This is a genomic window from Pandoraea pneumonica, assembly GCF_049918595.1.
GTDB lineage: Bacteria > Pseudomonadota > Gammaproteobacteria > Burkholderiales > Burkholderiaceae > Pandoraea > Pandoraea pneumonica_A.
This window is the reverse complement of record NZ_JBNCRZ010000002.1, coordinates 1,342,638-1,367,249: the sequence shown is the minus strand read 5'-3', so window position 1 is coordinate 1,367,249 and position 24,612 is coordinate 1,342,638. Positions and strand designations below refer to the sequence as shown.

Genomic DNA, 24,612 nt, shown 5'->3' with positions numbered 1-24,612 from the left:
CCGCGCACTTCAAGGGCAACTTCCCGGACCGCTGCTCGATTCAGGGCGCGTATGTGACGGGCGGTACCGAGCAGTCGCTGATTACGCAGTCGATGTTCTGGCCGGTGCTGTTGCCCGAGCAGAAGCTGGCGATGGACAAGCAGTTCTTCTTCGAAGAGCAGATTCAGAAGCTGGGCGCGATTACGCACATTCGCTTCAACATCATCCCGGACGGCGGCGTGTCGCGCCTGCGTCTGTGGGGCCGGTTGGGCGAGAAGAAGTAAGCGAGTCAGACAACAAGCAAAGCGACTCACCGTCCGGCAGCAGGCGGGCGGTGAGCTAGTCAAAAAAACGAGAGGGAGAGAGTGATATGGCGGGCCCGGCATTGAAGATAGAGCGATTGACGCGTGAGTCGTTTGCGGCGTTTGGCGACGTGATCGAGTTGGCGGGGGCGAAGCATTTCGCGATCAATGGCGGGACGACCGAGCGGTATCACGATCTGGCGACGGTGGATCTGGGGCCGGAGGGCGGGCGCACGTTGGTGAACGTGTTCCGGGGCCAGCCGCGGGAGTTGCCGTACGAGGTGAAGATGTTGGAGCGTCACCCGTTGGGCAGTCAGGCGTTTATTCCGCTGAAGACGCTGCCGTATCTCGTGGTGGTGGCACCGGCGGGCGAGTTGGACGTGAGCAAAATGCGCGCGTTCGTCTCGGACGGCTGGCAGGGTGTGAACTATGCGCGTGGCGTGTGGCATCACCCGTTGCTGGCGTTGCACGAGGTGAGCGACTTCATCGTCGTGGACCGTGGCGGTGAAGGGCACAACTGCGATGAGTTGGATTTGCCGACGACGTACTTGCTGACGCAGGCCGAGTTGGACAAAGTGCAGGGCGTGCCGAAGGCCGCATAACAGGCAACCTTGCAGGGAATCAAATAAGAACGCCAGACGATGTCTGGCGTTTTTGTTTGGCGGGAAGAAGAAACGACGAGCGGAGGGGGCGGTGTCGCCGGAGGGACCGGCCGGGTGGATGAGGACAGAGTGGGGCCCCTTTCCGAGGCGAGTTGAACACTGTCTGAGCAGCGGAAAGGGGCCCCGCTCTGGCCTGGGGGGAGGTTTAACAGACGTAATCCTGTGCCAATGAACGCCCCGACCTATACTCAAAATCACCGGCATGGTGCGTGGTGGAGGAAAGCGCACCGGAATCGTGCCGAAAGCGATCAAAAAAGCTCGGGCATGGATATTGCTCGATCTCGACACAGCAATCTGCGGAGAAGCGTATGGTCGAGAGCTATAACGAGATGGCGAGCATCACGGGTACGACTCGCTCGCACTACCGTCGATTTGACGATTGGCTCAAGTGTCAGTCCGACGACGTCTTGCACCATAAGCGAACCGAGGCGGATCTCGCGTTTCGCCGGGTGGGGATTACCTTCGCCGTCTACGGTAACGAGGCGGGCACCGAGCGGTTGATCCCATTCGACCTCATCCCAAGAATCATCCCAGCGCACGAGTGGCAGACCCTGCAAACCGGGTTGCGCCAGCGGGTCGACGCGCTGAACCGGTTCATCCACGACGTTTATCACGATCAGGACATCCTGCGCGCCGGGGTCATTCCGGCCGAGCAGGTGTTGATGAACGCGCAGTACCGCCCCGAAATGCAGGGTGTCGATGTGCCGGGGAATATCTACGCGCACATTGCCGGGGTCGACGTCGTGCGGGCTGGCACCGGCGACGATGGCGTGTTCTACGTGCTTGAGGACAATCTGCGCGTGCCGTCCGGCGTGTCGTACATGCTGGAGAACCGGAAGATGATGATGCGGCTATTCCCCGAGTTATTCGCGAGGAATCGTATCGCCCCGGTCGAGCACTACCCGGATCTGCTGTTGGACAACTTACGCGCCGTCGCACCGATGGGCGTGGACGACCCGACCGTCGTCGTCATGACCCCGGGTATCTACAACTCCGCGTACTTCGAGCATGCGTTTCTCGCCCAGCAAATGGGGATCGAGCTGGTCGAAGGGCAGGATTTGTTCGTCGAAGACAATCTCGTCTACATGCGCACCACTAACGGGCCGAAGCGCGTCGACGTCATCTACCGCCGGATCGACGACGACTTCCTCGATCCGCTGGCCTTCCGCGCCGATTCCACGTTGGGTGTGCCGGGCCTGTTGAGCGTCTATCGTGCGGGTCGAGTCACGCTGGCCAATGCCATTGGAACGGGCGTTGCGGACGACAAGTCCATCTACCCGTTCGTGCCCGACATGATCGAGTTCTATCTCGGTGAAAAGCCGATTCTGAACAACGTGCCAACGTACCAGTGCCGCCGCGCCGACGATCTGGCTTACACCCTCGATCACCTGAGCGAGCTGGTCGTCAAGGAAGTGCACGGGGCAGGTGGCTACGGCATGCTTGTCGGCCCGGCGTCCACCAAGGCCGAGATCGAGGCTTTCCGACAGCGCTTGCTCGCCAAACCCGACGGTTACATCGCGCAACCCACGCTGGCGTTGTCGGCGTGCCCGACCTTCGTCGAAGCCGGAATCGCACCGAGACACATCGACCTGCGCCCGTTCGTGCTGTCGTCCGGCAAGAACATCACGATGGTGCCGGGCGGCCTCACGCGTGTCGCGCTCACCGAGGGGTCGCTCGTCGTCAACTCCTCGCAGGGCGGGGGCACCAAAGACACGTGGGTGCTCGAGAAGTAACCGTACCAATCGCCGAACGCCTCACCAGAACTACGCCAATACCCACGGGAAGCCATCATGCTCAGCCGTACCGCCGACCACCTGTTCTGGATGGCCCGCTACATGGAGCGGGCCGAAAACACTGCACGTCTGCTCGACGTCAACTTGCAGAACTTGCTGCTGCCGCAAGACGTCATCGACGATGAAGACGACAACGCCCCCGTGTCGCTCGCCGGGCTCAACGACGAAGCGGGCTGGCGCGCCACGTTGCGCATTTCCGAACTCGAACCGGCCTTCAATCGGAAACACAGCCGCGCCACGCGCGCTAACGTGCTCGACTTCGTCGTGCGCGATCGCGATAACCCGTCGAGCATCGCGTGCTGTCTGGCCGCAGCGCGCGAGAACGCCCGCGCCGTGCGCGGCACGCTCACCACGGAATTGTGGGAAACCGTCAACAGCACCTGGCTCGACTTCCCGCGCATGCTCGACCTGCTCGAACACGATCCGGCGCATCTCTTCGAGTGGGTGAAAGTGCGCTCGCACCTCTCGCGCGGTGTGAGCTTCGGCACGTTGTTTCAGGACGATGCCTTCTATTTCACGCGTCTGGGCCTGTTTCTGGAACGTGCCGACAACACCGCCCGTATTCTCGACGTGCGCTTTCACGAGGCCGTGCGCACGGATCGCGCGGGGCCCGATGCATCGCATCCAACCGACTTCTACTACTGGTCGGCGGTGCTGCGCAGCGTGTCCGGTTTCGAGATTTACCGGAAGGTGTATCGTGACGTGATTACGCCCGAGCGCGTCGTCGAACTGCTCATGCTCAATGCCCATATGCCGCGCTCGTTGCTCGCCTCGCTCACGGGTGTGTGCGAAAACCTCGCGACCTTGTCCAACGCGCAGTCCGGCGACGTCGAGCGATACGCCGGTAAGCTGCACGCCGAGCTCAAGTACACCGATATCCAACAAGTTCAGCAGCAAGGCTTGCACCCGGTCCTGACCGAGTTTCTCGAGCGCGTGTCCGTGCTCGGCAACAAGATCAGCCAGACGTTCCTGATACCGCTCGCGGCCTGATGCCATGCGCCTGACTATCCGTCACGAGACCACCTACCGCTACGACACACCGGTGCGCTACACCATCCAGCAACTGCGGCTTACGCCGCCGTCCTCGGAAGTGCAGCGCGTCGTGAATTGGCGGCTGAACGCGCCCGGCAAACTCACCGCCGCGCGCGATGCCTACGGCAACGACATGCACACGCTGGTGCTGCACCAGCCGCATAGCGAAATTCACCTGCTCGCCGAAGGTGAAATCGAAACCACGCCGCTCGTGGACGGTCGGTTGGGCGAGACGGCCCACACCGTACCGGTGTTATCCTTCGCCAGCCCGACGCCGCTGACCGCCCGTAGCGATGCCATCGACGCCATGGCCGCAGACACCGGACTCACCACCCCGGATGAACTGCTGGCACTGGCGGCGATCATCTGCAACAACGTCGAATACGAGTCGGGGATCACCGCCGTGACCAGCACCGCCGCACAGGCATTGGCGCTGGGGCGGGGCGTGTGTCAGGATCACGCGCACCTGATGCTGGCGATTTGCCGGGCGCGGGGCGTGCCTGCCCGCTACGTCAGCGGCTACATCGACCCGGGTGACGTGCCGCATGCGGCAAGCCACGCATGGGTCGATGTGTGGGTCGAGGGCGCCGGATGGGTTAGCATCGACGTCACGCACGCGTGCTTCGCCAGCGGTAATTACTGCCGATTGGCGGTGGGGCGGGACTACGAGTCCGCCGCACCGGTGCGCGGCATGCGCAGCGGCGGGGCGACCGAAGCCTTGCACGTTTCGGTACAGGTCGACGCGGCTCCGCTCGACCAATAGCCGATGGGCGTTGGCCGCACGCCGAAAGCCGTTAGCAGTAACCTCACAAGAATCACTCGCGGGGCACCGAATTGGACGGTGCCCCGCATTGCAAGACAGGAACGACATGACGTATTGCGTGGCCATGAAGCTCGATGCCGGGCTGGTCTTTCTCTCCGATACCCGCACCAACGCGGGTGTCGATCACGTGAGCACCTTCCGCAAAATGCTGGTGTTCGAGCGTCCCGGCGAGCGCGTGCTCGTGCTGCTCTCGGCGGGCAACCTCGCCGTGACGCAAGCGGTGCGCCAGCATCTCGTCGAAGCGCGCGACGCCAATACGCTCTGGAACGCCAAGACCATGACCGATGTGGCGCGCGTCGTGGGGCAGGCCATTCGCGATGTGTATGAACGTGACGCCAAGGCGCTCGAAGCGTTCGGCGTCGACTTCAATTGCAGCTTCCTGCTGGGCGGCCAGATTGCCGGGGCGCCGAGCCGTTTGTTCCAACTGTATTCGGCAGGCAACTTCATCGAAGCGTCGTCGGTGAACCCGTATTTCCAGATCGGCGAATCCAAGTACGGCAAGCCGATCATCGATCGGCTCGTCACGCCTGCCACGTCGCTCGACGACGGTGCCAAGTGCGCGCTGATCTCGATGGATTCGACGCTGCGCTCGAACGTGTCGGTGGGGCTGCCGCTCGATTTGCTCGTGTACGAAGAAGATACGCTGCGCGTGACCCGCTTCGCTTCGCTCAACGACGAGAACGTCTATTACAAGATGATTCACGACACGTGGGGTGAGCGGCTGCGTCAGGTGTTCGACGAGTTGCCCGAGCCGCAATGGGCGGCTACCGTGCCGGAGACGCCGACGGGGTTGCCGCCGCTGGCCACGCCGCCCGATGGCGTGCCCGGCGCGACCGAGCCGGGGGCCGTGCAATCGCTCGCGCAAACCTTCAAGCTCAAGATGCCGTCCTGACGGCGCGCGCGGATAGCGAAATCGCATCGGCATAAAAAAACGGCGTGACCCAAAAGTCACGCCGTTTTCATTGGCACGTTGCGAAATCAAGTCTGCATCTGCGGGGCAAGCAACTCACCACCGTTGACCGTACGCCAGTAAAGCCATGCGCTTACGGCCAGCGTCAGCAATTCGGTGATGAGCAGCGTGTACCAGATCGCCGCGCCACCGAACGAGACATTCAACAGCCACAGCAAGCCGAGCAGCAACACCCAACTACGCAATGCGGCGATCACTGCCGACGGACCCGGGGCCTCGATAGCGGTCAGAAAGCCCGCCACGATCAAGTTGCCTGCGGCAGGCAGAAACGCCACTGCGTACCACAGCACCGCGTGCTCCAGAATCGACCACGCACTGCCGCCTTCCGGCAGAAACAGGAACGTGAGCGGACGCGAGAGCGTGGCCATGGCAACGGCCACCAGCACCGAGAAGCCCATGACAGCGATCACGCCGAGCTTGAACGATCCCTTCAGCGCGGCCATGTCGCGCGCGCCGCGGTAGTAGCTGATCATCGGCTGCATGCTCTGCACCAGCGCCACCATCGTGACCGTTGCACCCAGCGTCATGTATTCGAGAATGGCGTACGCCGCCAGACCCGACTCGCCGAAGTTCGACAGAATCACCCGGTTAAACGCAAACACCGTAATCGCCGGGGCAATCGCGCCGAGGAATTCCGACGCGCCGTTGTACATCACACGGCCCACATACGATTCGCCATCGCCGAAGGCACGGCGCGCAGGCACGACCTTTTTGGCCAGTACGAAGTGATACGCCAGCATCACGCTGCTCGATACCATCATCGACAGGCCGGTCGCCAGCGACGCGCCGTACATGCCCATGCCCTTGACGGCGATGAACCAATAGTCGAGCGCCACGTTGGCGAGCGCACCGAGGAACATTGCATAGAGGCCGAAGCGGGCCGCCGGTGCGCCTTCCACACGCAGGAACAATTCCATCGCATAAAGGCCGTTGGCGAACAGCACGAACCAACCCCAGCCGGACAGATATGCCACCACGTCGGTGGCGATCGCGCCTTCGGCCCCCAGCATCCCGGCAATTTCGTGACGGAAGATCAGCACCACGGCGCTCATCGCGATACCGAACGCAAGCATGGCCCAAAGCACTTGCGAGAACGCGCGGCGGGCATCCGCCTCACGGCCTTCGCCAAGCAAACGGGCGATCAGCGTGGCGCCGCCGACGCCGACCATCACGCTGAACGCGTAGGGCACATACAGCAGCGGCACGACAAGGTTAAGCGCGGCAAGCGCCTGTTGGCCGACGTAGCGGCCGATGAAAATGCCGTCGATCAGCGTGTAGATCGTGTAGACCCAGCCGGACAAGATGGTCGGGACGGCGAGGGCAGCGAACTGCTTGAAGAGTTGTTGGAACGCAGGCGTCCTCACGCCTTGCGTAGACGAATGAGAAATGGAATGAGACATGTTGGACATGATCCCCTCGATGACATACCGCCGCGTCGTGTCGGGACGCGGCTCACCGTGGCTTGCACATCAGGTACTGCGAGATGGGGGAGTGATACCGGGTAGCGCGCAAGCGATGGCGCACCCGCTCCGCCCGAGGTAACGCGTGGCGGCGTTATCGGGTCGGCAGGAAGGACGGCGGGAACATCGCCTGGTGCAAATGCACCCAGACAACGCCTTGCCGTGAATCGGAAAACAGAAGGAAATTCATGGTGTTTGTGCGTGACGCGCCTGCCGTGAAAGGCATCGCGCCGGTCTTTTGACGCCGTTGGAAGGTTACGGGGAGGTTCCCGGTATTGGATACCTTCTGAGCGTCACACCCGGACTGCCGGGCGCGTAGAACAGACCTGCACTCGCGTGACAAAGTTCCCAAGTGTTTGATTTTTATAACATCGCGGGAAATGACTCAGGCGTCGTGCGGTTACGCGCGCCCATAAAAAAGGGGCGCCGAAGCGCCCCAACATGGGTCCAGCAAGAAAGACGGTGTCAGCCGTTATTGTTGTGCGCCGCCGTTGAACCACGCGGCAATCTTCTGGCGTTCTTCGTCGGTCATCTGGGTCACGTTACCCAGCGGCATCGACTTGAGCGCCACGCTTTGCTGATAAATACGCTGGGCGTTCTGCGAAATCTCGGCCGGCGTATCGAGCATCACGCCGGCGGGTGCGCTGCCCATCATGGTCGGCTTGGCCGAGTGACACGTGGCGCAACGCTGCGTGAGGATCGGTTGAATTTCCGAGAGCTTCACAGCGGGTGCGGCAGCTTCACCGTGCGCACCGGCGGCCGGGGCCGGGGTGGGGCGCGGAGCGGCGAACACGGCAACGCCAGCCAGCAGCGCAGCACCGGCAACCGGCAGTGCGTACAGATTCTTGCCTGCGTGACGCAGCACGAAGAACTGACGAATCATTGCACCGGCAGCCATGATGATCGTGAGGATCACCCAGTTGTACTGGTTGCTGTACGTGAACGCGTAGTGGTTGCTGATCATGATGAACACGACCGGCAGCGTGAAGTACGTGTTGTGCACCGAGCGTTGCTTGCCCAGCTTGCCCCAGATCGGGTTCGGCACTTCGCCCTTCGTGAGCGCATCCACGCTCTTGCGTTGGCCCGGAATGATCCAGAAGAACACGTTTGCCGACATCGACGTGGCCATCATCGCGCCCACGATCAGGAAGGCGGCACGGCCAGCGAAGATATGCGTCGTGGCAAACGTCGCGGCCACCACGAACAGCGCCACGGCAATACCCAGCACGCGCTCGTTCTTACCCAGCGCGCGGCACAGGAAGTCATAGACGAACCAGCCGCCGATCAGGAACGCCACGGCGATGCCGACAGCCTGACCCGGTTGCAGATCCATCACGTTCTTGTCGATCAGGTACGTTTGCGGTTGCAGCAGATACAGCACGCAGAACAGGGCAAAGCCCGAGAGCCACGTCGTGTACGACTTCCACTTCGACCAGTGCAGGTCGGACGGCATCTGCGGCGGCGAGTTCAGGTACTTCTGGGCGTGGTAGAAACCACCGCCGTGTACCGACCACATTTCGCCGAACACGCCTTTTTGCTTGTCTTCGGCAGCCTTGGGCGGCTTCAGACCGTTGTCCAACATCACGAAATAGAACGACTCGCCAATCCAAGCAATCGCGGCCACCACGTGCAGCCAGCGCAACAGCAGATTGACCCAGTCGGTAATAAACGCTTCCATCTTATGTTCTCCTCAACTGCCTGACATTCACGCCCGCGGTTATTAGCTACCGCGATACGTGGAAAAGCTCCACGGCGACACCAGAAGGGGCACGTGGTAGTGCTGCGAAGGTTCGGCAATGCCGAAGCGCAAGACAACGCGATCGACGAAGCGCGGGGCAGGCACGTCGACGCCTTGTGCCGCGAAGTAGTCGCCTGCGTGAAAAACCAGCTCGTACTCGCCGGCGACGAAGTCTTCGCCTTCGAGCAGCGGCTTGTCGCAGCGGCCGTCGTTATTGGTCTGCACGTCGCGCAGCGAGCGGCGTTCGCCGTCCACGCGCCACAGCTCGACACGGATGCCCGCGCCAGGCTTGCCGTGCGATGTATCAAGTACGTGGGTAGTCAGTCGTCCCATGGTGTCTCCTGTGATGGATGGCTGCATTGTAGGGAGATGGCGGCCCGGCAACGCGCGCAATACCAAAGATAAAAACGCGCACATACCATGTCACGCCAGACAAAAAGATGACGCGCATCAAGTGACTGCCTGAAGATGGCAAGCACGCTCAGCATGCACCGGATCGAGGAATTTTTGGACCACTATGGGTTTCGGTTATCCGAGACATAACAGTATCCGCATGATGCGTGGACGCAGCGGGAGGTGATCCGCCCGGAAAGCCCAATGGCAGCGTGCATTCTTGGGGAAAACCCGAAACTCAAGATAAGCATTCATGCATATGTTCTATGAAAAAAACACTATAGCCCCCGGTGGTCTTGCCGCAAAAGGCGTCGACCTGCAACATTGAGCCACCCCAAAAAATCAATCAAACAGCCCCCCTGGGATGGAGACGCAATGAGTGTGACAACGAAAACCGTCGATCCAGTCGACGAGAGACTGCCGATCGCAAAATTGTTCATGCTGGGCCTGCAACACGTGTTGGTGATGTATGCGGGTGCGGTTGCTGTGCCGCTGATCATTGGGGGTGCCCTTGGCCTGCCCAAAGATCAGGTGGCTTTCCTGATTTCTGCCGACTTGATGTGCTGTGGTATCGCCACGCTGATTCAAAGCGTGGGTATTGGCCGCTTTGGTATCCGTATGCCGGTGATCATGGCCGTGACGTTCGCCGCCGTGGGCCCGATGCTCGCCATCGGCACCAACCCGGCGCTGGGCTTGCCCGGCATCTTCGGCGCGACGATCGCCTCAGGCATTATCGGCACGCTCATTGCGCCACTGGTGGGCAAGCTGTTGCGGTTCTTCCCGCCGATCGTCACGGGCATTGTGATTACGTCCATTGGCCTGACGATCATCGGCGTGGGTATTAACTGGGCCGCCGGCGGTGTGGGCAACCCCGATTACGGCGATCCGGTGTATCTGGGCGTGTCGTTCGCGGTGCTCATCTTCATCTTGTTGATCACGCGTTTCGTGAAGGGCTTCTTCTCGAATATCGCGGTGCTGCTCGGCATCCTGTTCGGCTTCGGCATCGCGCTGATGCTGCACAAGGTGAGCTTCGACGGTCTCGATCAGGTGAAATGGTTCGACGTGGTGCTGCCGTTCCACTTCGGTATGCCGGTGTTCGATCCGTGGGCCATCGCCACGCTGACCATCGTGATTCTGATTACGTTCATCGAATCGACGGGCATGTTCCTCGCGCTGGGTGAAATCGTCGGCAAGCCGGTCGATGAGAAGGCGCTGGTCGCTGGTCTGCGTGTGGATGGTGTGGCAACCGTGATTGGCGGCTTGTTCAACACGTTCCCGCATACCTCGTTCTCGCAGAACATCGGTCTGGTGGGCGTGACCGGCGTGAAGAGCCGCTGGGTGTGCGCTGCGGCCGGTGTGATTCTGCTGGTGTTCGGCCTGATTCCGAAGATGTCGGTGGTGGTCGCTTCGATTCCGCAGTTCGTGTTGGGCGGTGCCGGTGTGGTGATGTTCGGCATGGTGCTCGCGACGGGCATCAAGATCCTGACCAAGGTCGACTACAACAATAATCGCTACAACCTGTACATCGTGGCCATCAGCATCGGCATGGCGATGATTCCGGTCGCATCGAACAAGTTCTTCGCAAAGATGCCGGAACAGCTCGCCCCGTTGCTCCATAGCGGTATCTTGCTGGCCACGCTCTCGGCAGTGATCCTGAACGCCTACTTCAACGGCTTCAAGGCGCCGGTGGCGAACGGCCACGGCGAGAAGAGCGGTAACAGCATGGGGCTGGAGGCTCACTAATGAAAACGCTGCTCGTCAAAAATGCCGAAGTGCTAGTGACGATGGATGGCGGCCGCCGCGAGATTGCCCGCGGCGGGCTTTACATCGAAGACAACCGGATCGTGGCTGTGGGCAGTAGCGACACGCTGCCCGCCACGGCCGATGAAGTGCTGGACATGACCGGGCACGTCGTGATCCCCGGGCTGGTCAACACGCACCACCATATGTATCAGAGCCTCACGCGTGCCATTCCGGCGGCGCAGGACGGCGAATTATTTAACTGGCTGACGAATTTGTACCCGGTGTGGGCCAACCTCACACCGGAGATGATTCGTGTCTCGACGCAAACGGCTATGGCCGAGTTGCTGCTTTCGGGCTGCACCACGTCGAGCGATCACCTCTATATCTATCCGAACGGCTGCAAGCTCGACGACAGCATCGAAGCGGCGGGCGAGATCGGCATGCGCTTTCACGCGAGCCGCGGCAGCATGAGCGTCGGCCAGAGCCAGGGTGGCTTGCCGCCCGATCGCGTGGTCGAGCGCGAGGCTGACATTCTCAAAGACACGCAACGTCTGATCGAAAGCTACAACGATGCGGGGCGTTATTCGATGCTGCGCGTGGTGGTGGCACCGTGCTCGCCGTTCTCGGTGAGCCGCGATTTGATGCGCGAATCGGCGACGATGGCGCGTCATTACGGCGTGTCGCTGCACACGCACTTGGCCGAGAACGTCAACGACATCGCCTACAGCCGCGAGAAGTTCGGTATGACGCCCGCGGAGTATGCGCAGGATCTGGGCTGGGTCGGACACGACGTCTGGCACGCCCACTGCGTGCAGCTCGACGATGCCGGTATCGCCCTCTTTGCCAAGACGGGCACCGGTGTGGCGCATTGCCCGTGCTCGAACATGCGTCTGGCATCGGGTATCGCGCCGATTCGCCGGATGCGTGACGCTGGCGTGCCGGTTTCACTGGGCGTGGACGGTTCGGCCTCGAACGACGCGGCCAACATGATTAACGAAGTGCGTCAGGCGTTGCTGTTGCAGCGCGTGGGGTTCGGACCGAATGCGATGACGGCGCGCGAAGCGCTGGAGATCGCGACGATCGGCGGCGCACGCGTGCTGGGCCGCGACGACATCGGTGTGCTGGCCCCGGGCATGGCGGCCGACTTCGTGGCTTTCGACACCCGTGGCATCGGCATGGCTGGTGGCCTGCACGACCCGGTGGCGGCGCTGGTGTTTTGTAATCCCGGACAAGCGGCGTACAGCGTGGTGAACGGACGAGTGGTGGTGCGCGAAGGGCGTCTGACGACGCTCGACCTGCCGTCGCTCGTCACGCGTCATAACGCGCTGGCGCGGCAACTGGCCGAGGCTTCCCGATAAGACGTTGCCACTGCGGCGGCATATTCATGGTGTGCCGCCGAACGTGGTAATGACCGTTGGGAAGTCTTAAGCGGTGTTCTCGTGCATGGGGGACGCCGCCTTGCGGTTCGGCGGAGCGGTGGGGGCCGCTCCGCCGGTAAAAACGGCAGCTTTATGGAAGGACTTACGGAAGGCTGCGCGTCTCGAGCAGGGTACGCGTGGCATCCGAGATGACGCTGCGCAGCCAGCGCACTTCATCCGAGTAGTGGGTGCGCTCGTGCCACAACTGGTAGTACTGCATCGGCGGGAAGTCGATGGGCGCTTCGACCACGGTCAGCGGCAGGAACTCGGCGTAATGATCGGCAAAGAGGCGGGTGGTCGTAAAGATCAGATCCGACTTGAGCAGCACATACGGCGCGAGATTGAAGTACGGAATCGTGACAACAACATTGCGCTTGAGACGCTCGCGCGCCAGATGCATGTCGATGGCGCCGCGCTGTGCAACGGAGTAGGGCGTCGGCGCGAGATGCGGGCTGGCGAGGTACTGATCGAGCGTGAGCCCGCGCTTGGCGTACGGGTGCGTGTTGCGCACCAGACAGACGATTTGATCGACGAACAGGTTCGAGAGGTGAAGCTGCTCGGGCGGCTCGGGCCAGTTGCCGATGACGATGTCGACTTTGCCGTCTTCGAGCGCGTGTTCGTAGTCGAACGCCGGGCCGAGTGAGTGAAGTTCAAGCTGGGCGTTCGGTGCCTGCTGGCGGAAACGCTCGACGACGGTCGGCACGAAGAGGGTGTTCAGATAGTCGGGCGAGCCGATGCGGAACGTGCGAACGGTGGTAGCAGGATCGAAGTTCGACTGCTGAACGGTGATGCGCTCGATTTCGCGCAGGGCGTTTTGGGTCGGTTCCAGCAACGACTGACCGTATTCGGTCGGCACCATGCCCGACTTGCCGCGCACGAGCAGGGGGTCGCCCGTGATATCGCGCAGGCGGCGCAGGGCGGCGCTGATCGCGGGCTGCGACTGGTTCAGCTTGACGGCCGCTCGCGTGACGCTGCGCTCGATCAGCAAGGTGTGCAGGACGCGCAGCAAATAAGTATCGATCGGTTCGCGATTTTGGCTCATGACTAATATAACGATCCGAATATGTCGGACCCGGGATTGCATAAGTAAAACATTATGAGGCATAAGCGCCGGCCGACTCTATAGCGGAAAGCCCCTACCACCACAATAGCTGGTTCGCTTCGGGAAACTGCCATGTTATTGACACGCGCTCGACATTTCGCCGCGAATTGGGTATTTTCGGACCGCCCAAGCCCAGGACCGAGACTTCCCGCCGTGACATCCCCTTTGCAATCGACGCCACGTCTGGCGCTGACCGGCATTACCAAACGCTATCCGAGCGTGGTGGCCAACGACGATATCGCGTTGCACGTTTTACCCGGCGAGATCCACGCCGTGCTTGGCGAGAACGGCGCAGGCAAGAGCACGTTGATGAAGATCATCTACGGTGCCGTACGCCCCGATGCCGGGGAAATTCTCTGGGAAGGCCAGCCGGTGCGCATCGAAAGCCCGGCCGCAGCCCGCAAGCTGGGCATCGGCATGGTGTTTCAGCATTTCTCGTTGTTCGAGACGCTGACGGTCGCCGAGAACATTTCGCTCGCGCTCGACGACGCCGGTCACGACCTGAAGGCGCTAGCCGCCCGCATTCGCGAGGTATCGGCGCAGTACGGGCTGGAAGTCGACCCGGCGCGCCATGTGCACAGTCTGTCGGTCGGCGAGCGCCAGCGCGTGGAGATCGTGCGCTGTCTGCTGCAAAACCCCCGCTTGCTCATCATGGACGAGCCCACGTCGGTGCTCACGCCGCAGGCTGTCCAGAAGCTCTTCACGACGCTGCGCCGATTGGCTGCCGAAGGGTGCAGCATCGTCTACATCAGTCACAAGCTCGACGAAATTCGCGATCTCTGCGATCGCGCCACGGTGCTGCGCGCGGGCAAGGTGTCCGGCCACGCGGTGCCGCGTGAAGAGACCGCCGAGACGCTGGCGCAAATGATGATCGGGCGTGCATTGCCGCAAATCGAGCGTCGCGCGCATCAGCCCGGCGACGTGCTGCTGTCGATCCAAAATCTGTCGCTGGGGAGTGAAGACCCGTTCGGGACGTCGCTGCATGACGTCACCCTCGACGTGCATGCGGGTGAAATCGTCGGCATTGCCGGGGTTTCCGGCAACGGTCAGGCGGAATTGCTGGCCGCGCTGTCCGGCGAGGCGCGCGCTGAGCGCCCTGACGACGTGAAGCTCAACGACCGTGCCGTCGGTCGCATGGGCGCGGCGACACGCCGCCGCCTCGGTCTGGCGTTCGTGCCGGAGGAGCGTCTGGGGCGGGGTGCCGTGCCGAGCATGTCGCTGACCGATAACGCACTGCTGGGCGCGTCGGGCACGGCGCATCTGGGCTTGCTGCGTGGTGGCTGGGTCCGGCGCGGTGCGCTGCGCCGTTTTGCTTCGCTGTGCATCGAGCGCTTCAACGTGAAGGCGGGCGGCCCGGATGCTGCGGCGCAAAGTCTGTCGGGCGGCAATCTTCAGAAGTTCATCGTCGGGCGCGAGATCCTGCAAGAACCCAAGGTGCTTGTGGTGGCGCAGCCGACGTGGGGCGTGGATGTCGGCGCGGCGAGCTTCATTCGTCAGCAGTTGCTCGACTTGTCGTCACGCGGCGTGGCGGTGCTGGTGCTCTCGGAAGAACTCGACGAATTGTTCGAAATTTGCGACCGGATCGCGGTGCTCGCGCAAGGGCGCTTGTCGCCGATGCGCAAGCCCGAGCAGACCGACGCGCGCGAAATCGGCTTGTGGATGGCGGGGATGTTCCCCGGCGGTCCCGGCCAGCGGACCGCTTAACCCCCAGCACTAACGGTAACCCGCGGGTAGTTCGCGGGTAGTCCGCGCCCACGCGGACACGACAACGTTCTCATCAAGACCAGACATCATGCTCGATTTCACGCTTGAGCCACGGCCAAGTCCCTCTCGCACCATGCAGCTCGCCATGCCGCTGGTGGCCACGCTCATCACGCTCGCGGGCGGCGTGCTGATTTTCAGTTTCCTCGGCAAGAACCCGGCACAAGCCATGGCCGCGTTCTTCCTCGCGCCGATCAGCAGCCTGAACGGCTGGTCGGAGTTGCTGCTCAAGGCGTCGCCGCTGTGCCTGATCGCGCTGGGGCTGGCGATCGGCTATCGGGCCAACGTGTGGAACATCGGTGCGGAAGGGCAGTTGCTGCTCGGCGGGATTTTCGCGTCGGGCGTGGCGATTCATTTCGACGGTCATAGCGGCCCGTGGCTGCTGCCGCTGATGATGGTCGCGGGCGCCGTGGGTGGCATGCTATGGGCGGCCATTCCGGCGCTCCTGCGCGTGAAATTCAACGCCAACGAGATTCTCGTGAGCCTGATGCTCACCTACGTGGCAACGCAGTTGCTGATCTATCTGGTGAGCGGGCCTTGGCAAGACCCGCACGGCATGAATTTCCCGCAATCGATCAACTTCAGCCGCGATGCGCTGTTCCCGCGCTTCTTCGGTGATTGGCACTGGGCACCGTGGCGCGGCACGCGGTTGAATGCCTCGGTGTTCATGGCCTTGGTGGCCGTACCCGCTGCCTGGTTCTTCATGCGCAAGAGCTTTGCGGGGTATCGCATGGAAGTGGGCGGTCTCGCACCGCTCGCCGCACGTTACGCAGGCTATTCGGAGCCGCGCGCCGTCTGGCTGGCGCTGCTCATCGGCGGGGCGGCTGCCGGGCTGGCAGGCACGGGCGAGGTGGCAGGGCCGGTCGGTCAGTTGCAGGCCACGTGGGCGCCGGGCTACGGCTTCACGGCGATTATCGTGGCGTTCGTCGGGCGGCTGCACCCGGTCGGTATCGTGCTCGCGAGCTTGCTCATGGCATTGCTCTATTTGGGCGGTGAAGCCGTGCAGACCTCGCTGCAATTGCCCAAGGCGATCAGCGGCGTGTTTCAGGGGCTGCTGCTGTTTAGCCTGCTGGGCTGCGACGTGTTTGTGAACTACCGACTGCGTCGTCGCGCCCGTGCGCACGCGCAGAGCGTCTGAGGAGCGCGGCATGGACTGGATCAATTTGCTCACGCCGCTCGCCGCGAGTGCCGTCATCGCGGCCATTCCGCTGATGCTCGCCGCCTTGGGCGAACTCGTGACCGAAAAGTCGGGCGTCCTCAATCTCGGCGTGGAAGGGATGATGCTCATGGGGGCCATCGGCGCGTTCGCCGTGACGGTGGTCACGGGCAGTTTATGGCTCGGCGTACTCGCGGGGATTGCCGCCGGGGTGGCGATGTCGGCGGTGTTCGCGTGGCTGACGCTCACGCTGATGGCCAATCAAGTTGCCACTGGACTGGCGTTGACGATCTTCGGCGTCGGACTGTCGGCTTACGTCGGCCGTCCGTACACGGATGCGACCATCCCGATGCTGCGCGATCTGCCGATTCCCGGCCTGTCGTCGATCCCGGTGCTGGGGCCCTCGATCTTCTCGCTCAACCCGCTGGGCTATCTGGCAGCGGTGCTGCTCGTGGCCATTGCGTGGTTCCTGTATCGCACGCGTGCCGGGTTGGTGCTGCGCTCGGTCGGTGAAGCGCCGTCGGTGGCGCATGCCATCGGCTACCCGGTGGTGCGCATTCGTTATCTGGCAACGCTTTTCGGCGGGGCCATGTCGGGGCTGGCGGGCGCGTATTACTCCGTGGGGTATCTGCGTCTGTGGCAAGAGAACCTGACCGCCGGGCGTGGTTGGATTGCGCTCGCGCTGGTGGTGTTCGCGACGTGGCGTCCGGGGCGTACGGTGCTGGGCGCGCTGCTCTTCGGCGTGGTGATGGCGCTGCAATTTCAGGCGCAGGCGATGGGCATTCGTATCCCGTCGCAGGCGCTCGCGAGCCTGCCGTATGTAGCGACCATCGTCGTGCTGGTGATCATCTCGCGCAATCGCCAGACGATTCGCCTGAATGCGCCGGCCTCGCTGGGCAAACCGTTTTTTGCTGGGTCTTAAGTTAAGTCAGTTTTAATTCAATCGATACCGAGGAGAAAGTCGATGCGACGTAAAGTCCTGATCACGATGGCGAGCCTGGCGGCCGCCATGCTGGTTTCCGCCTGCGGCAAGCAGGAGAACAACACGGCCAGCGCGCCGACCGCAGCGTCCGACGCGTCGGCAGCATCGGCTGCCCCGGCGGGCAAGGGCCCGCTCGGCGTGGCGTTTGTCTACATCGGCAACCCGGGCGACGCGGGCTGGACGTTCGCGCACGAGCAAGGCGCGAAGGCCGTGGAAGCCAAGTATGGCGACAAGGTGACGGTGACCCGCGTCGAGAACGTGCCGGAAGGTGCCGACTCGGAGCGCGTGTTCCGCGATCTGGCGAGCAAGGGCAACAAGCTGATCTTCGGTACGTCGTTCGGTTATATGGATTCGATGGTCAAGACGGCCGCCGACTTCCCCGACGTGACGTTCGAGCACGCCACGGGCTTCAAGACCGCGCCGAACCTCGGCACGTACGACGTGCGCACGTATGAAGGCGCGCATCTGGCCGGTGTGGTCGGTGGTCGCGTGACCAAGACGAACGTGATCGGGTACGTGGCGTCGGTGCCGATTCCCGAAGTGATCCGCAATATCGATGCGTTCACGATCGCCGCGCGCGAAGCCAACCCGAAGGTGAAGGTCAAGGTCGTCTGGATCAACAGCTGGTTCGATCCGGGCAAGGAACGTCAAGCCGCCGAGTCGCTGGTGGGGCAGGGCGCCGACGTGCTGATGCAGAACGTGGATTCGGCTGTGGTGATGCAAGTGGCTGAAGAGAAGAAGATTCACGCGTTCGGCTGGGATTCGGACATGAGCAAGTTCGGCCCGAACGCGCACCTGGCGTCGGCCGCAATCGACTGGAGCAAGTACTACATCCGCACGGTCGACGAAGTGATGCAGGGTTCGTGGAAGAACACCCCGGTCTGGGGCGGCATCAAGGAAGACGAAATCAACCTGGTTGCCATCAACGACAAGGCCGTGCCGGAAGCCGTGCGCAAGGCTGTGACCGAGCGTCACGACGCCATTCGAGACGGCAAGTACGATCCGTTCACCGGCCCGCTCAAGGGTCAGGACGGCAAGGAGATCGTCCCGGCGGGCAAGACGCTCAACGACGACGAGAAGCACCAGATCAACTGGTTTGTCGAAGGCGTCGAGGGCACGCTGCCGAAGCAGTAACGCCTCATCGGACGTGGCTTAGGCGGCGGTGTAGTGCCAAGTAAGCCCGCCTAAGCCGTACAAAAGCCGCCGGCCGACCCTATGTCGGACCGGCGGTTTTTTATTTCGACGCGTCGTTGACCGGCGACGGTGCCGGAATGGCCAACGGCTGACCTGGCGTGCTGGCATAGAACACGATGAGATCGGCCCCTTTGTCGCCCGTGACACCCCGGTGGGCGATATCGACCAGCTCGGGCAGCACTTGCCCTGCGGTGTACGTCTTCGTCGCCCCGGAATCGGCGCGCTCGACGATCAATTCCCCTGCCTCGACATAGGCGGCATTGGGGATCGGGTGGGTATGCCAGCCCAGCGTCGTGTTGGGCGCAATCGTGATACGAAGGACCGCCAGTTCGGGCGTGCCAGATGGGTAGGCCGTGTAGCCGGTGTTGTCCCATGCCGTGGTGCTTTTCAGGAGCGTTTGTACGCGAACGCCGGAGGTGTGAGGCGAGGCGTTGGCGGCGGCTGGCGCCCAAAACAGGGCCGGGACGACTAAAACGGCAGCCGCGAGACGTGTGACGAACAAGGCGAGGCGAGGTTTGCGGGCAACGTGCGATGTCATGGAGCTGTCGATCTCTCGAAGTTGGGGGGCGCACGCCATCTGTGTTAGCGACGACGATGCGCTGGCAAGCTTAGTGCGCCACAAAATGAGGCCCAGCACGGTGGGGCGACTTTGGGAGAATCACTAAGGCACGTGGTTCGGCGCGTGCGCATGGAGGCGAGCGACACGTATCGGTGTTAAAATGCCCGGTTTCGTGGCGCAATTTCGTGCCGCCGCACCTCATCTCCCGGATACCGCCAGTGCTGTCTACCGCCAATATCACCATGCAATTCGGCGCCAAGCCGCTCTTCGAGAACATCTCCGTCAAGTTTGGCGGGGGCAACCGTTACGGCCTGATCGGCGCGAACGGCTGCGGCAAGTCCACGTTCATGAAGATTCTCGGCGACGACCTGGAGCCGAGCGGCGGCAACGTCATGCTCGAACCGAACGTGCGTCTCGGTAAGCTCAAGCAGGACCAGTTCGCGTACGAAGACATGCGCGTGCTCGACGTCGTGATGATGGGCCACACCGAAATGTGGGCCGCCATGAGCGAGCGCGACGCGATCTACGCCAACCCGGAAGCCACCGACGACGACTACATGCACGCGGCCGAACTCGAAGCGAAGTTCGCCGAGTACGACGGCTACACGGCCGAAGCGCGTGCCGGTGAATTGCTGCTGGGCGTGGGCATTCCGACGGATCAGCATCAAGGGCCGATGAGCAACGTCGCGCCGGGCTGGAAGCTGCGCGTGCTGCTGGCACAGGCGCTGTTCTCGAACCCGGACGTGCTGCTGCTCGACGAACCGACCAACAACCTGGACATCAACACGATCCGCTGGCTGGAAGACGTGCTCAACGAGCGCAACTCCACCATGATCATCATTTCCCACGATCGCCACTTCTTGAACGCCGTGTGCACGCACATGGCCGACATGGACTACGGCACACTGACGGTCTACCCGGGCAACTACGACGACTACATGCTCGCGTCGGCACAAGCCCGCGAGCGCCAGATGGCTGCCAACAGCAAGGCCAAGGAACGCATCTCCGACCTGCAAGACTTCGTGCGCCGCTTCTCGGCGAACAAGTCGAAGGCCCGTCAGGCCACCAGCCGTCTCAAGCAGATCGACAAGATCAAGGTGGAAGACGTCAAGCCGTCGTCGCGTCAGAACCCGTTCATCCGCTTCGAATACGAGAAGAAGCTGCATAACCTCGCGTTCGAATTCGAGGGCATCAGCAAGGCGTACGACCGTCCGATCTTCAAGAACTACACCGGCGCAGTGCGTGCGGGCGAGCGCGTGGCGATCATCGGTGAGAACGGTGCCGGTAAAACGACGCTGTTGCGCAGCCTGATGGCCGCGCTGCCGGTGGATGCGGGCAACGTGAAGTGGGCCGAGAACGCCAACATCGGTTACATGCCGCAGGACACCTCGGAAGCGTTCCCGCAAGACCTGACGCTCACCGACTGGATGACGCAGTGGGGCAAGGAAGGCGACGACGATCAGGTGATTCGCGGCTCGCTGGGCCGTCTGCTGTTCGGCGGCGACGACGTGCGCAAGTCGGTGCGTGTGCTCTCCGGTGGTGAAAAGGGCCGCATGATTTGGGGCAAGCTGATGCTCGGCCGCCACAACGTGCTGATGATGGATGAGCCGACCAACCACATGGACATGGAGTCGATTGAATCGCTCCAGATCGCGCTCGACAAGTATCCGGGCACGCTGGTGTTCGTCTCGCACGATCGTGAATTCGTGTCGGGCCTGGCCACGCGCGTGATCGAAGTGAAGAGCGACGGTACGCTGGTCGACTACGCCGGGACGTACGACGAATATCTGGCTAGCCAGGGCGTCGAAGTCTGACGTCATGCGTCGTTAGCGGTATCCCGATAAATAGGGCGTTTGCTGATGCGAACGCCCTATTTGCGTTTACGTCGCGAGACTACAATTAACGTTTGTTGCCTCATGTCAGCAGGAGACATCGCATGATCACTTACGACAAGTTTTATATCGGTGGCGAGTGGGTCGCACCGAACGGCACTGGTACGCTGGACGTCTTCCACTCGGCCGACGGCAAGCTCATGGGGCGTATTCCGGAAGGCGCTGCCGACGACACCGAAGCGGCGATTGCCGCGGCCGTCAAAGCGCGCGATGCGTGGGCAGCCACGCCCCCGGCGAAGCGCGCCGACTATCTGCTGAAGATCGCTGCCGGGCTTGAAGCGCGCGCGGAGGAATTGGCACAAGTCATCACGGGCGAGACCGGCATGCCGATTCGCGTGTCGCGCGCCGTGCAGGTGGCAGCCCCGATTCAACACTGGCGTCACTACGCCGAGCTGGCGCAAACGTTTGTGTTCGAGGCGCGCGTCGGCAACTCGCTGGTCGTGCGCGAGCCGGTCGGCGTCGTCGGTGCCATTACGCCGTGGAACTATCCGCTCAATCAAATCACGGTGAAGGTCGCGCCCGCACTGGCGGCGGGATGCACGGTGGTGCTGAAGCCCTCGGAAGTCGCGCCGTTCGACGCGTTCATCCTTGCCGAAGTCATTGCGCAGGTCGGTTTGCCAGCAGGCGTGTTCAATCTCGTCACCGGGCTGGGGCCCGTTGCAGGCGAGGTGCTTGCACGGCACCCCGACGTCGACATGGTGTCGTTCACTGGCTCGACGCGTGCGGGTAAGCGTGTCTCGGAAGTGGCGTCGCAAACCGTCAAGCGCGTGGCACTGGAACTCGGTGGCAAGTCGGCGTCCATCGTGCTCGACGACGCGGATCTCGCCGCGGCAGTCAAAGGTACGCTCAATGCCTGCTATCTCAACTCCGGCCAGACATGTGCGGCACACACGCGCTTGCTGGTGCCTGCCACCCGCTACGACGAAGTGAAAGCGCTCGCGAAGGAGTCGATCGCACGCTTCACGCTGGGCGATCCGCGCGAAGACTCGACACGTCTCGGGCCGCTGGCCTCGGAGGCGCAACGCGAGCGCGTGCAGTCGTACATTCGCAAAGGATTGGCAGAAGGGGCCGAACTGATCGCGGGCGGCGATGCTGTGCCGGAAGGGTTCGAAGCGGGCTACTTCGTGCAGCCGACCGTGCTGGGTCGCGTCGCACCGGAGACGACCGTGGCGCGTGAAGAAATCTTCGGCCCGGTGCTCTCGATCATTACCTATCAAGACGAAGCCGACGCCGTGCGCATTGCGAACGATTCGATCTACGGGCTGGCGGGCGGTGTGTGGTCAGGCGACGAGGCGCGTGCGGCGCGCGTGGCGCGACAGATCCGCACGGGGCAGGTGAGTATCAACGGCGGGGAGTTCAACGTGGCAGCCCCTTTCGGGGGCTTCAAGCAATCGGGGAACGGTCGCGAAAACGGTGTGTACGGTTTCGAAGAATTCCTCGAATACAAGTCGCTGCAATTCAGGGCTGCGAAGGCTGAGAAGTAACGGTATCGTCGCAAAAGCGCATCGCCGTGCCTTCGCGGGTGATGCGCTCCCAGATGACGCGCTTCTCGTCTTCGGAGAAGAACACCCAGTTCGACACTTCGGACGCGGTGCGGCCACACCCTTTGCAGACCTCGTCGAACAGGGTGGAGCAAACGCCAATGCAGGGGCTGTCGGGACGGTCGTGCAGTTCGGACATGTCGGGGGGATTCACGTTGGTGGGACAGGCGCCATTATCGCATCGGTGGCGATGACCATCACGGAATGATTACGGGCCGCCATCCGGCGCATGCCCGAGCAGCCACAGGAGATTTTCAAATGCTGCGGAGTTGGCAACTTTTCGCACTCGGTTCGGCGTTTTTCGCTGCATTGACGGCGGTGTTCGGCAAGCTCGGGGTGGCGCAAGTCAATTCGAACATGGCCACGTTGATCCGCACGGTGATCATCTTCGCCGTGACGCTCGCCATCGTTGGCATGCGAGGCGAATGGCAGCGACCCACGAGCCTGAGCTCGCACACGTGGCTGTTTCTCGTGTTGTCCGGGGTGGCGACGGGCTTGTCTTGGCTGTGTTACTTCCGAGCGCTCCAACTCGGCCCGGTGTCGGGCGTCGCGCCCCTCGACAAGCTCAGCGTGGCTATGGCAATGCTGATTGGCTGGGTCGTGCTTGGCGAGCCGTTCTCGCTCAAGGAAGCGCTCGGCGGCGCGTTGATTATTGCGGGCGCTCTGGTGCTCGTTCTCTGACCCACCGCGCCCGTTCGGTGGCCGTCCAACGGCGGCCACCCATACCCATCACCAGCGGAACACGCTATAACCGATGCGCACTTGCGACGGCGAGTGGCGGTTGTAGTCGAGCAAGTCTTCGCCGTATCCGGTGAAATAGCCAATCCAGATGTAGCCGCCCGTGCCCGGAATCAACTTGCCGAGCGGATACGTGATCTGCAAATCCACACTGCCGTAGTTGCGCTTCATGCCCTTGCGCAACGTCGCGCCAATCTGCCAGCCGTTCGGTTTACCCCACAGCACCAGCAAGTCCATATAGCCGCGGTAGTCCTGAATATCGGGGTTGTCGGCCTTCTCGAGGTACGCGTACAGCTTCGGGGCCACCGTCCAGTGATATTCCGACGGGTTGCCGAACGTGAAGATCGGTTTGACGAAGACGCTGTTGATGCTGCGCGAGTCCGGGCCCGCCTTGCCGTTCGATTCGTGCTCGATACCGGCCGCCACGCCCAGCGACGAGAACCAGCCGGCCCGCACGCCGGTATCCGGCACGTAATAGAAGAAGCTCGGCCGGTAGTTCGAGTCGCGGAACGGTGCCGATTCCGCTTCCAGATCCCAGATCGACAACTGCGTATAGCCGAAGTACAGGTTGTCGAGGAATGTTTTGGACGACGGATTATCGGGCTTGAGGATGTGGAACTTGAAGCTCAACTGAAAGCGCGCGTTGGCATCGCCGTTCTTGCCGAACGCAATGTACATCGGCTCGTTGGACGAGATGCGCGCGAATTCGGTGTCGGCCGTCGGGGCTGCGGCATCGGCGGCAGCGCTGGCTGGGGCCGATGAAGTCCCCGGCGCGCCCGGTGCAGCGGTCGCGTTGGCAGCGCTGGCGGCATCGGCTGCGGCGGCGACGGCAGTGCTGCCAGTGCCCGCAGCGCCAGCCGCCGCTGCCGCACTGCTCGCCGTCGCCGGGGCTGCGGCAACCATCGGTTCGGCAGGCGCGGCGCGATTGAGCACGATCGTGGTGGTCGAAGCGTCCCAATCCACGGCTTCCAATCGCACCGTGCCACGCAACTCCTTGGGCAGTTCCGCTGCATAGGCAATTCGACGGAACTGGCCGTTCGAGAGCGTCACTTGCGCGGGCACGACGGCAGCGCGCTTGAGATGCAACAGCGTCGGCTTGAAATCGTCGTTGGAGATGCGCACGACGATTTCGTCGGGCAACTTGATGGTCTTGCGGCCCGGTGCGTCCTGCGTCACGAGCAGCGTGAGCTGCAACGGCGCACCGCCAGTGAGTGCGCGCGGCGGTTGCAATAAGGACAGATCGGCGTGAGCGGTTTGGCTCGCGGCGAGACAGAGGGCGGCCCCGATCTGCATGGCACGCAGGCGCAAGGGAGGTGACTTGGCGAACTTGGCGAGATTCGTCTTGAGCATCGGTCCGGTCTGGGTTGGCGACCC

Annotated in this window: 21 protein-coding genes and 1 pseudogene; 15 read left to right on the top strand and 7 right to left on the bottom strand. The window is 62.5% G+C overall.

Annotation, left to right across the window (positions count from 1 at the left end; translation table 11 throughout):
• From ACPWR9_RS12495 to ACPWR9_RS12470, 6 genes and pseudogenes are all read left to right on the top strand, one after another.
• Positions 1-263: pseudogene (locus ACPWR9_RS12495) on the top strand (allantoicase); the annotation flags it as partial.
• 86 nt (positions 264-349) lie between these two features.
• Positions 350-883 carry an ureidoglycolate lyase gene (locus ACPWR9_RS12490; RefSeq protein WP_426335077.1) on the top strand — a complete coding sequence of 178 codons (534 nt, stop codon included), beginning with the start codon at positions 350-352 and terminating at the stop codon, positions 881-883.
• 368 nt (positions 884-1,251) lie between these two features.
• Positions 1,252-2,676 (top strand): circularly permuted type 2 ATP-grasp protein, encoded by a 1,425-nt coding sequence (locus ACPWR9_RS12485; protein WP_174987699.1) that lies wholly within the window; start codon positions 1,252-1,254, stop codon positions 2,674-2,676.
• A gap of 57 nt (positions 2,677-2,733) precedes the next feature.
• Entirely contained in the window at positions 2,734-3,726 is a 993-nt protein-coding gene (locus tag ACPWR9_RS12480; RefSeq protein ID WP_150678384.1) for an alpha-E domain-containing protein, read from the top strand.
• A 4-nt stretch (positions 3,727-3,730) separates the two neighbouring features.
• Positions 3,731-4,531: a transglutaminase family protein gene (locus tag ACPWR9_RS12475; protein ID WP_426296650.1), complete on the top strand. Its 801-nt coding sequence runs from the start codon at positions 3,731-3,733 to the stop codon at positions 4,529-4,531.
• A 106-nt stretch (positions 4,532-4,637) separates the two neighbouring features.
• Positions 4,638-5,483 (top strand): proteasome-type protease, encoded by an 846-nt coding sequence (locus tag ACPWR9_RS12470; protein ID WP_150678382.1) that lies wholly within the window; start codon positions 4,638-4,640, stop codon positions 5,481-5,483.
• A gap of 86 nt (positions 5,484-5,569) precedes the next feature.
• On the opposite strand, the gene ACPWR9_RS12465 is transcribed toward ACPWR9_RS12470, so the two are convergent.
• The 3 genes from ACPWR9_RS12465 to uraH all read right to left on the bottom strand — a co-directional run bounded on the left by ACPWR9_RS12465 (position 5,570) and on the right by uraH (position 9,092).
• On the bottom strand, positions 5,570-6,970 hold the full coding sequence (locus tag ACPWR9_RS12465; RefSeq protein WP_426296651.1) for an MATE family efflux transporter: 1,401 nt from the start codon (positions 6,968-6,970) through the stop codon (positions 5,570-5,572).
• 523 nt (positions 6,971-7,493) lie between these two features.
• Complete coding sequence (locus ACPWR9_RS12460) at positions 7,494-8,699, bottom strand: urate hydroxylase PuuD (protein ID WP_426296652.1); 1,206 nt, start codon at positions 8,697-8,699, stop codon at positions 7,494-7,496.
• Between the two features lie 42 nt (positions 8,700-8,741).
• A complete protein-coding gene (gene uraH / locus ACPWR9_RS12455) occupies positions 8,742-9,092 on the bottom strand; it encodes a hydroxyisourate hydrolase (protein WP_150685617.1) in 351 nt (116 codons plus the stop codon).
• A gap of 435 nt (positions 9,093-9,527) precedes the next feature.
• Here uraH and ACPWR9_RS12450 point away from each other — a divergent pair, with 435 nt between their 5' ends.
• Positions 9,528-10,895 carry a nucleobase:cation symporter-2 family protein gene (locus ACPWR9_RS12450; RefSeq protein ID WP_426296653.1) on the top strand — a complete coding sequence of 456 codons (1,368 nt, stop codon included), beginning with the start codon at positions 9,528-9,530 and terminating at the stop codon, positions 10,893-10,895.
• Positions 10,895-12,253, top strand: coding sequence for an 8-oxoguanine deaminase (locus ACPWR9_RS12445; protein ID WP_426296654.1), 1,359 nt, complete (start codon positions 10,895-10,897; stop codon positions 12,251-12,253). Before ACPWR9_RS12450 ends, ACPWR9_RS12445 begins: the two co-directional genes overlap by 1 nt.
• A 163-nt stretch (positions 12,254-12,416) precedes the next feature.
• On the opposite strand, the gene ACPWR9_RS12440 is transcribed toward ACPWR9_RS12445, so the two are convergent.
• Positions 12,417-13,355 (bottom strand): LysR substrate-binding domain-containing protein, encoded by a 939-nt coding sequence (locus tag ACPWR9_RS12440; protein ID WP_150678378.1) that lies wholly within the window; start codon positions 13,353-13,355, stop codon positions 12,417-12,419.
• Between the two features lie 132 nt (positions 13,356-13,487).
• Between ACPWR9_RS12440 and ACPWR9_RS12435 the strand changes: the two genes are divergently transcribed.
• From ACPWR9_RS12435 to ACPWR9_RS12420, 4 genes are all read left to right on the top strand, one after another.
• Positions 13,488-15,119, top strand: a complete 1,632-nt coding sequence (locus tag ACPWR9_RS12435) for an ABC transporter ATP-binding protein (protein WP_426296655.1) — start codon at positions 13,488-13,490, stop codon at positions 15,117-15,119.
• Positions 15,120-15,207: 88 nt separating this feature from the next.
• Positions 15,208-16,314, top strand: coding sequence for an ABC transporter permease (locus tag ACPWR9_RS12430; RefSeq protein ID WP_426296656.1), 1,107 nt, complete (start codon positions 15,208-15,210; stop codon positions 16,312-16,314).
• A 10-nt stretch (positions 16,315-16,324) separates the two neighbouring features.
• The gene (locus tag ACPWR9_RS12425) at positions 16,325-17,254 is read left to right on the top strand and encodes an ABC transporter permease (RefSeq protein WP_426296657.1); all 930 of its coding nucleotides are present in this window, start codon (positions 16,325-16,327) and stop codon (positions 17,252-17,254) included.
• A 42-nt stretch (positions 17,255-17,296) separates the two neighbouring features.
• Positions 17,297-18,448: a BMP family ABC transporter substrate-binding protein gene (locus ACPWR9_RS12420; protein WP_426296658.1), complete on the top strand. Its 1,152-nt coding sequence runs from the start codon at positions 17,297-17,299 to the stop codon at positions 18,446-18,448.
• 100 nt (positions 18,449-18,548) lie between these two features.
• On the opposite strand, the gene ACPWR9_RS12415 is transcribed toward ACPWR9_RS12420, so the two are convergent.
• Complete coding sequence (locus ACPWR9_RS12415) at positions 18,549-19,046, bottom strand: cupin domain-containing protein (RefSeq protein WP_426296659.1); 498 nt, start codon at positions 19,044-19,046, stop codon at positions 18,549-18,551.
• A 239-nt stretch (positions 19,047-19,285) separates the two neighbouring features.
• Here ACPWR9_RS12415 and ACPWR9_RS12410 point away from each other — a divergent pair, with 239 nt between their 5' ends.
• Positions 19,286-20,881, top strand: a complete 1,596-nt coding sequence (locus ACPWR9_RS12410; protein WP_426296660.1) for an ABC-F family ATPase — start codon at positions 19,286-19,288, stop codon at positions 20,879-20,881.
• Between the two features lie 122 nt (positions 20,882-21,003).
• Positions 21,004-22,443 (top strand): aldehyde dehydrogenase family protein, encoded by a 1,440-nt coding sequence (locus ACPWR9_RS12405; protein ID WP_426296661.1) that lies wholly within the window; start codon positions 21,004-21,006, stop codon positions 22,441-22,443.
• Here ACPWR9_RS12405 and ACPWR9_RS12400 read toward each other — a convergent pair.
• On the bottom strand, positions 22,418-22,639 hold the full coding sequence (locus ACPWR9_RS12400; protein WP_426296662.1) for a DUF1289 domain-containing protein: 222 nt from the start codon (positions 22,637-22,639) through the stop codon (positions 22,418-22,420). The genes ACPWR9_RS12405 and ACPWR9_RS12400 overlap by 26 nt on opposite strands.
• A 119-nt stretch (positions 22,640-22,758) precedes the next feature.
• Here ACPWR9_RS12400 and ACPWR9_RS12395 point away from each other — a divergent pair, with 119 nt between their 5' ends.
• Positions 22,759-23,181 (top strand): EamA family transporter, encoded by a 423-nt coding sequence (locus ACPWR9_RS12395; protein ID WP_174987696.1) that lies wholly within the window; start codon positions 22,759-22,761, stop codon positions 23,179-23,181.
• 48 nt (positions 23,182-23,229) lie between these two features.
• On the opposite strand, the gene ACPWR9_RS12390 is transcribed toward ACPWR9_RS12395, so the two are convergent.
• A complete protein-coding gene (locus ACPWR9_RS12390) occupies positions 23,230-24,588 on the bottom strand; it encodes a phospholipase A (protein WP_426296663.1) in 1,359 nt (452 codons plus the stop codon).
• Between the last annotated feature and the right edge of the window lie 24 nt (positions 24,589-24,612).

Coding starts and splice junctions, on each gene's coding strand:
- ACPWR9_RS12395 (WP_174987696.1), top strand. CDS start 22,759: ATGCTGCGGAGTTGGCAACTTTTCGCACTCGGTTCGGCGTTTTTCGCT.
- ACPWR9_RS12470 (WP_150678382.1), top strand. CDS start 4,638: ATGACGTATTGCGTGGCCATGAAGCTCGATGCCGGGCTGGTCTTTCTC.
- ACPWR9_RS12430 (WP_426296656.1), top strand. CDS start 15,208: ATGCTCGATTTCACGCTTGAGCCACGGCCAAGTCCCTCTCGCACCATG.
- ACPWR9_RS12475 (WP_426296650.1), top strand. CDS start 3,731: ATGCGCCTGACTATCCGTCACGAGACCACCTACCGCTACGACACACCG.
- ACPWR9_RS12465 (WP_426296651.1), bottom strand. CDS start 6,970: ATGTCCAACATGTCTCATTCCATTTCTCATTCGTCTACGCAAGGCGTG.
- ACPWR9_RS12405 (WP_426296661.1), top strand. CDS start 21,004: ATGATCACTTACGACAAGTTTTATATCGGTGGCGAGTGGGTCGCACCG.
- ACPWR9_RS12420 (WP_426296658.1), top strand. CDS start 17,297: ATGCGACGTAAAGTCCTGATCACGATGGCGAGCCTGGCGGCCGCCATG.
- uraH (WP_150685617.1), bottom strand. CDS start 9,092: ATGGGACGACTGACTACCCACGTACTTGATACATCGCACGGCAAGCCT.
- ACPWR9_RS12485 (WP_174987699.1), top strand. CDS start 1,252: ATGGTCGAGAGCTATAACGAGATGGCGAGCATCACGGGTACGACTCGC.
- ACPWR9_RS12415 (WP_426296659.1), bottom strand. CDS start 19,046: ATGACATCGCACGTTGCCCGCAAACCTCGCCTCGCCTTGTTCGTCACA.
- ACPWR9_RS12435 (WP_426296655.1), top strand. CDS start 13,488: ATGTTATTGACACGCGCTCGACATTTCGCCGCGAATTGGGTATTTTCG.
- ACPWR9_RS12440 (WP_150678378.1), bottom strand. CDS start 13,355: ATGAGCCAAAATCGCGAACCGATCGATACTTATTTGCTGCGCGTCCTG.
- ACPWR9_RS12490 (WP_426335077.1), top strand. CDS start 350: ATGGCGGGCCCGGCATTGAAGATAGAGCGATTGACGCGTGAGTCGTTT.
- ACPWR9_RS12425 (WP_426296657.1), top strand. CDS start 16,325: ATGGACTGGATCAATTTGCTCACGCCGCTCGCCGCGAGTGCCGTCATC.
- ACPWR9_RS12400 (WP_426296662.1), bottom strand. CDS start 22,639: ATGTCCGAACTGCACGACCGTCCCGACAGCCCCTGCATTGGCGTTTGC.
- ACPWR9_RS12390 (WP_426296663.1), bottom strand. CDS start 24,588: ATGCTCAAGACGAATCTCGCCAAGTTCGCCAAGTCACCTCCCTTGCGC.
- ACPWR9_RS12445 (WP_426296654.1), top strand. CDS start 10,895: ATGAAAACGCTGCTCGTCAAAAATGCCGAAGTGCTAGTGACGATGGAT.
- ACPWR9_RS12460 (WP_426296652.1), bottom strand. CDS start 8,699: ATGGAAGCGTTTATTACCGACTGGGTCAATCTGCTGTTGCGCTGGCTG.
- ACPWR9_RS12480 (WP_150678384.1), top strand. CDS start 2,734: ATGCTCAGCCGTACCGCCGACCACCTGTTCTGGATGGCCCGCTACATG.
- ACPWR9_RS12450 (WP_426296653.1), top strand. CDS start 9,528: ATGAGTGTGACAACGAAAACCGTCGATCCAGTCGACGAGAGACTGCCG.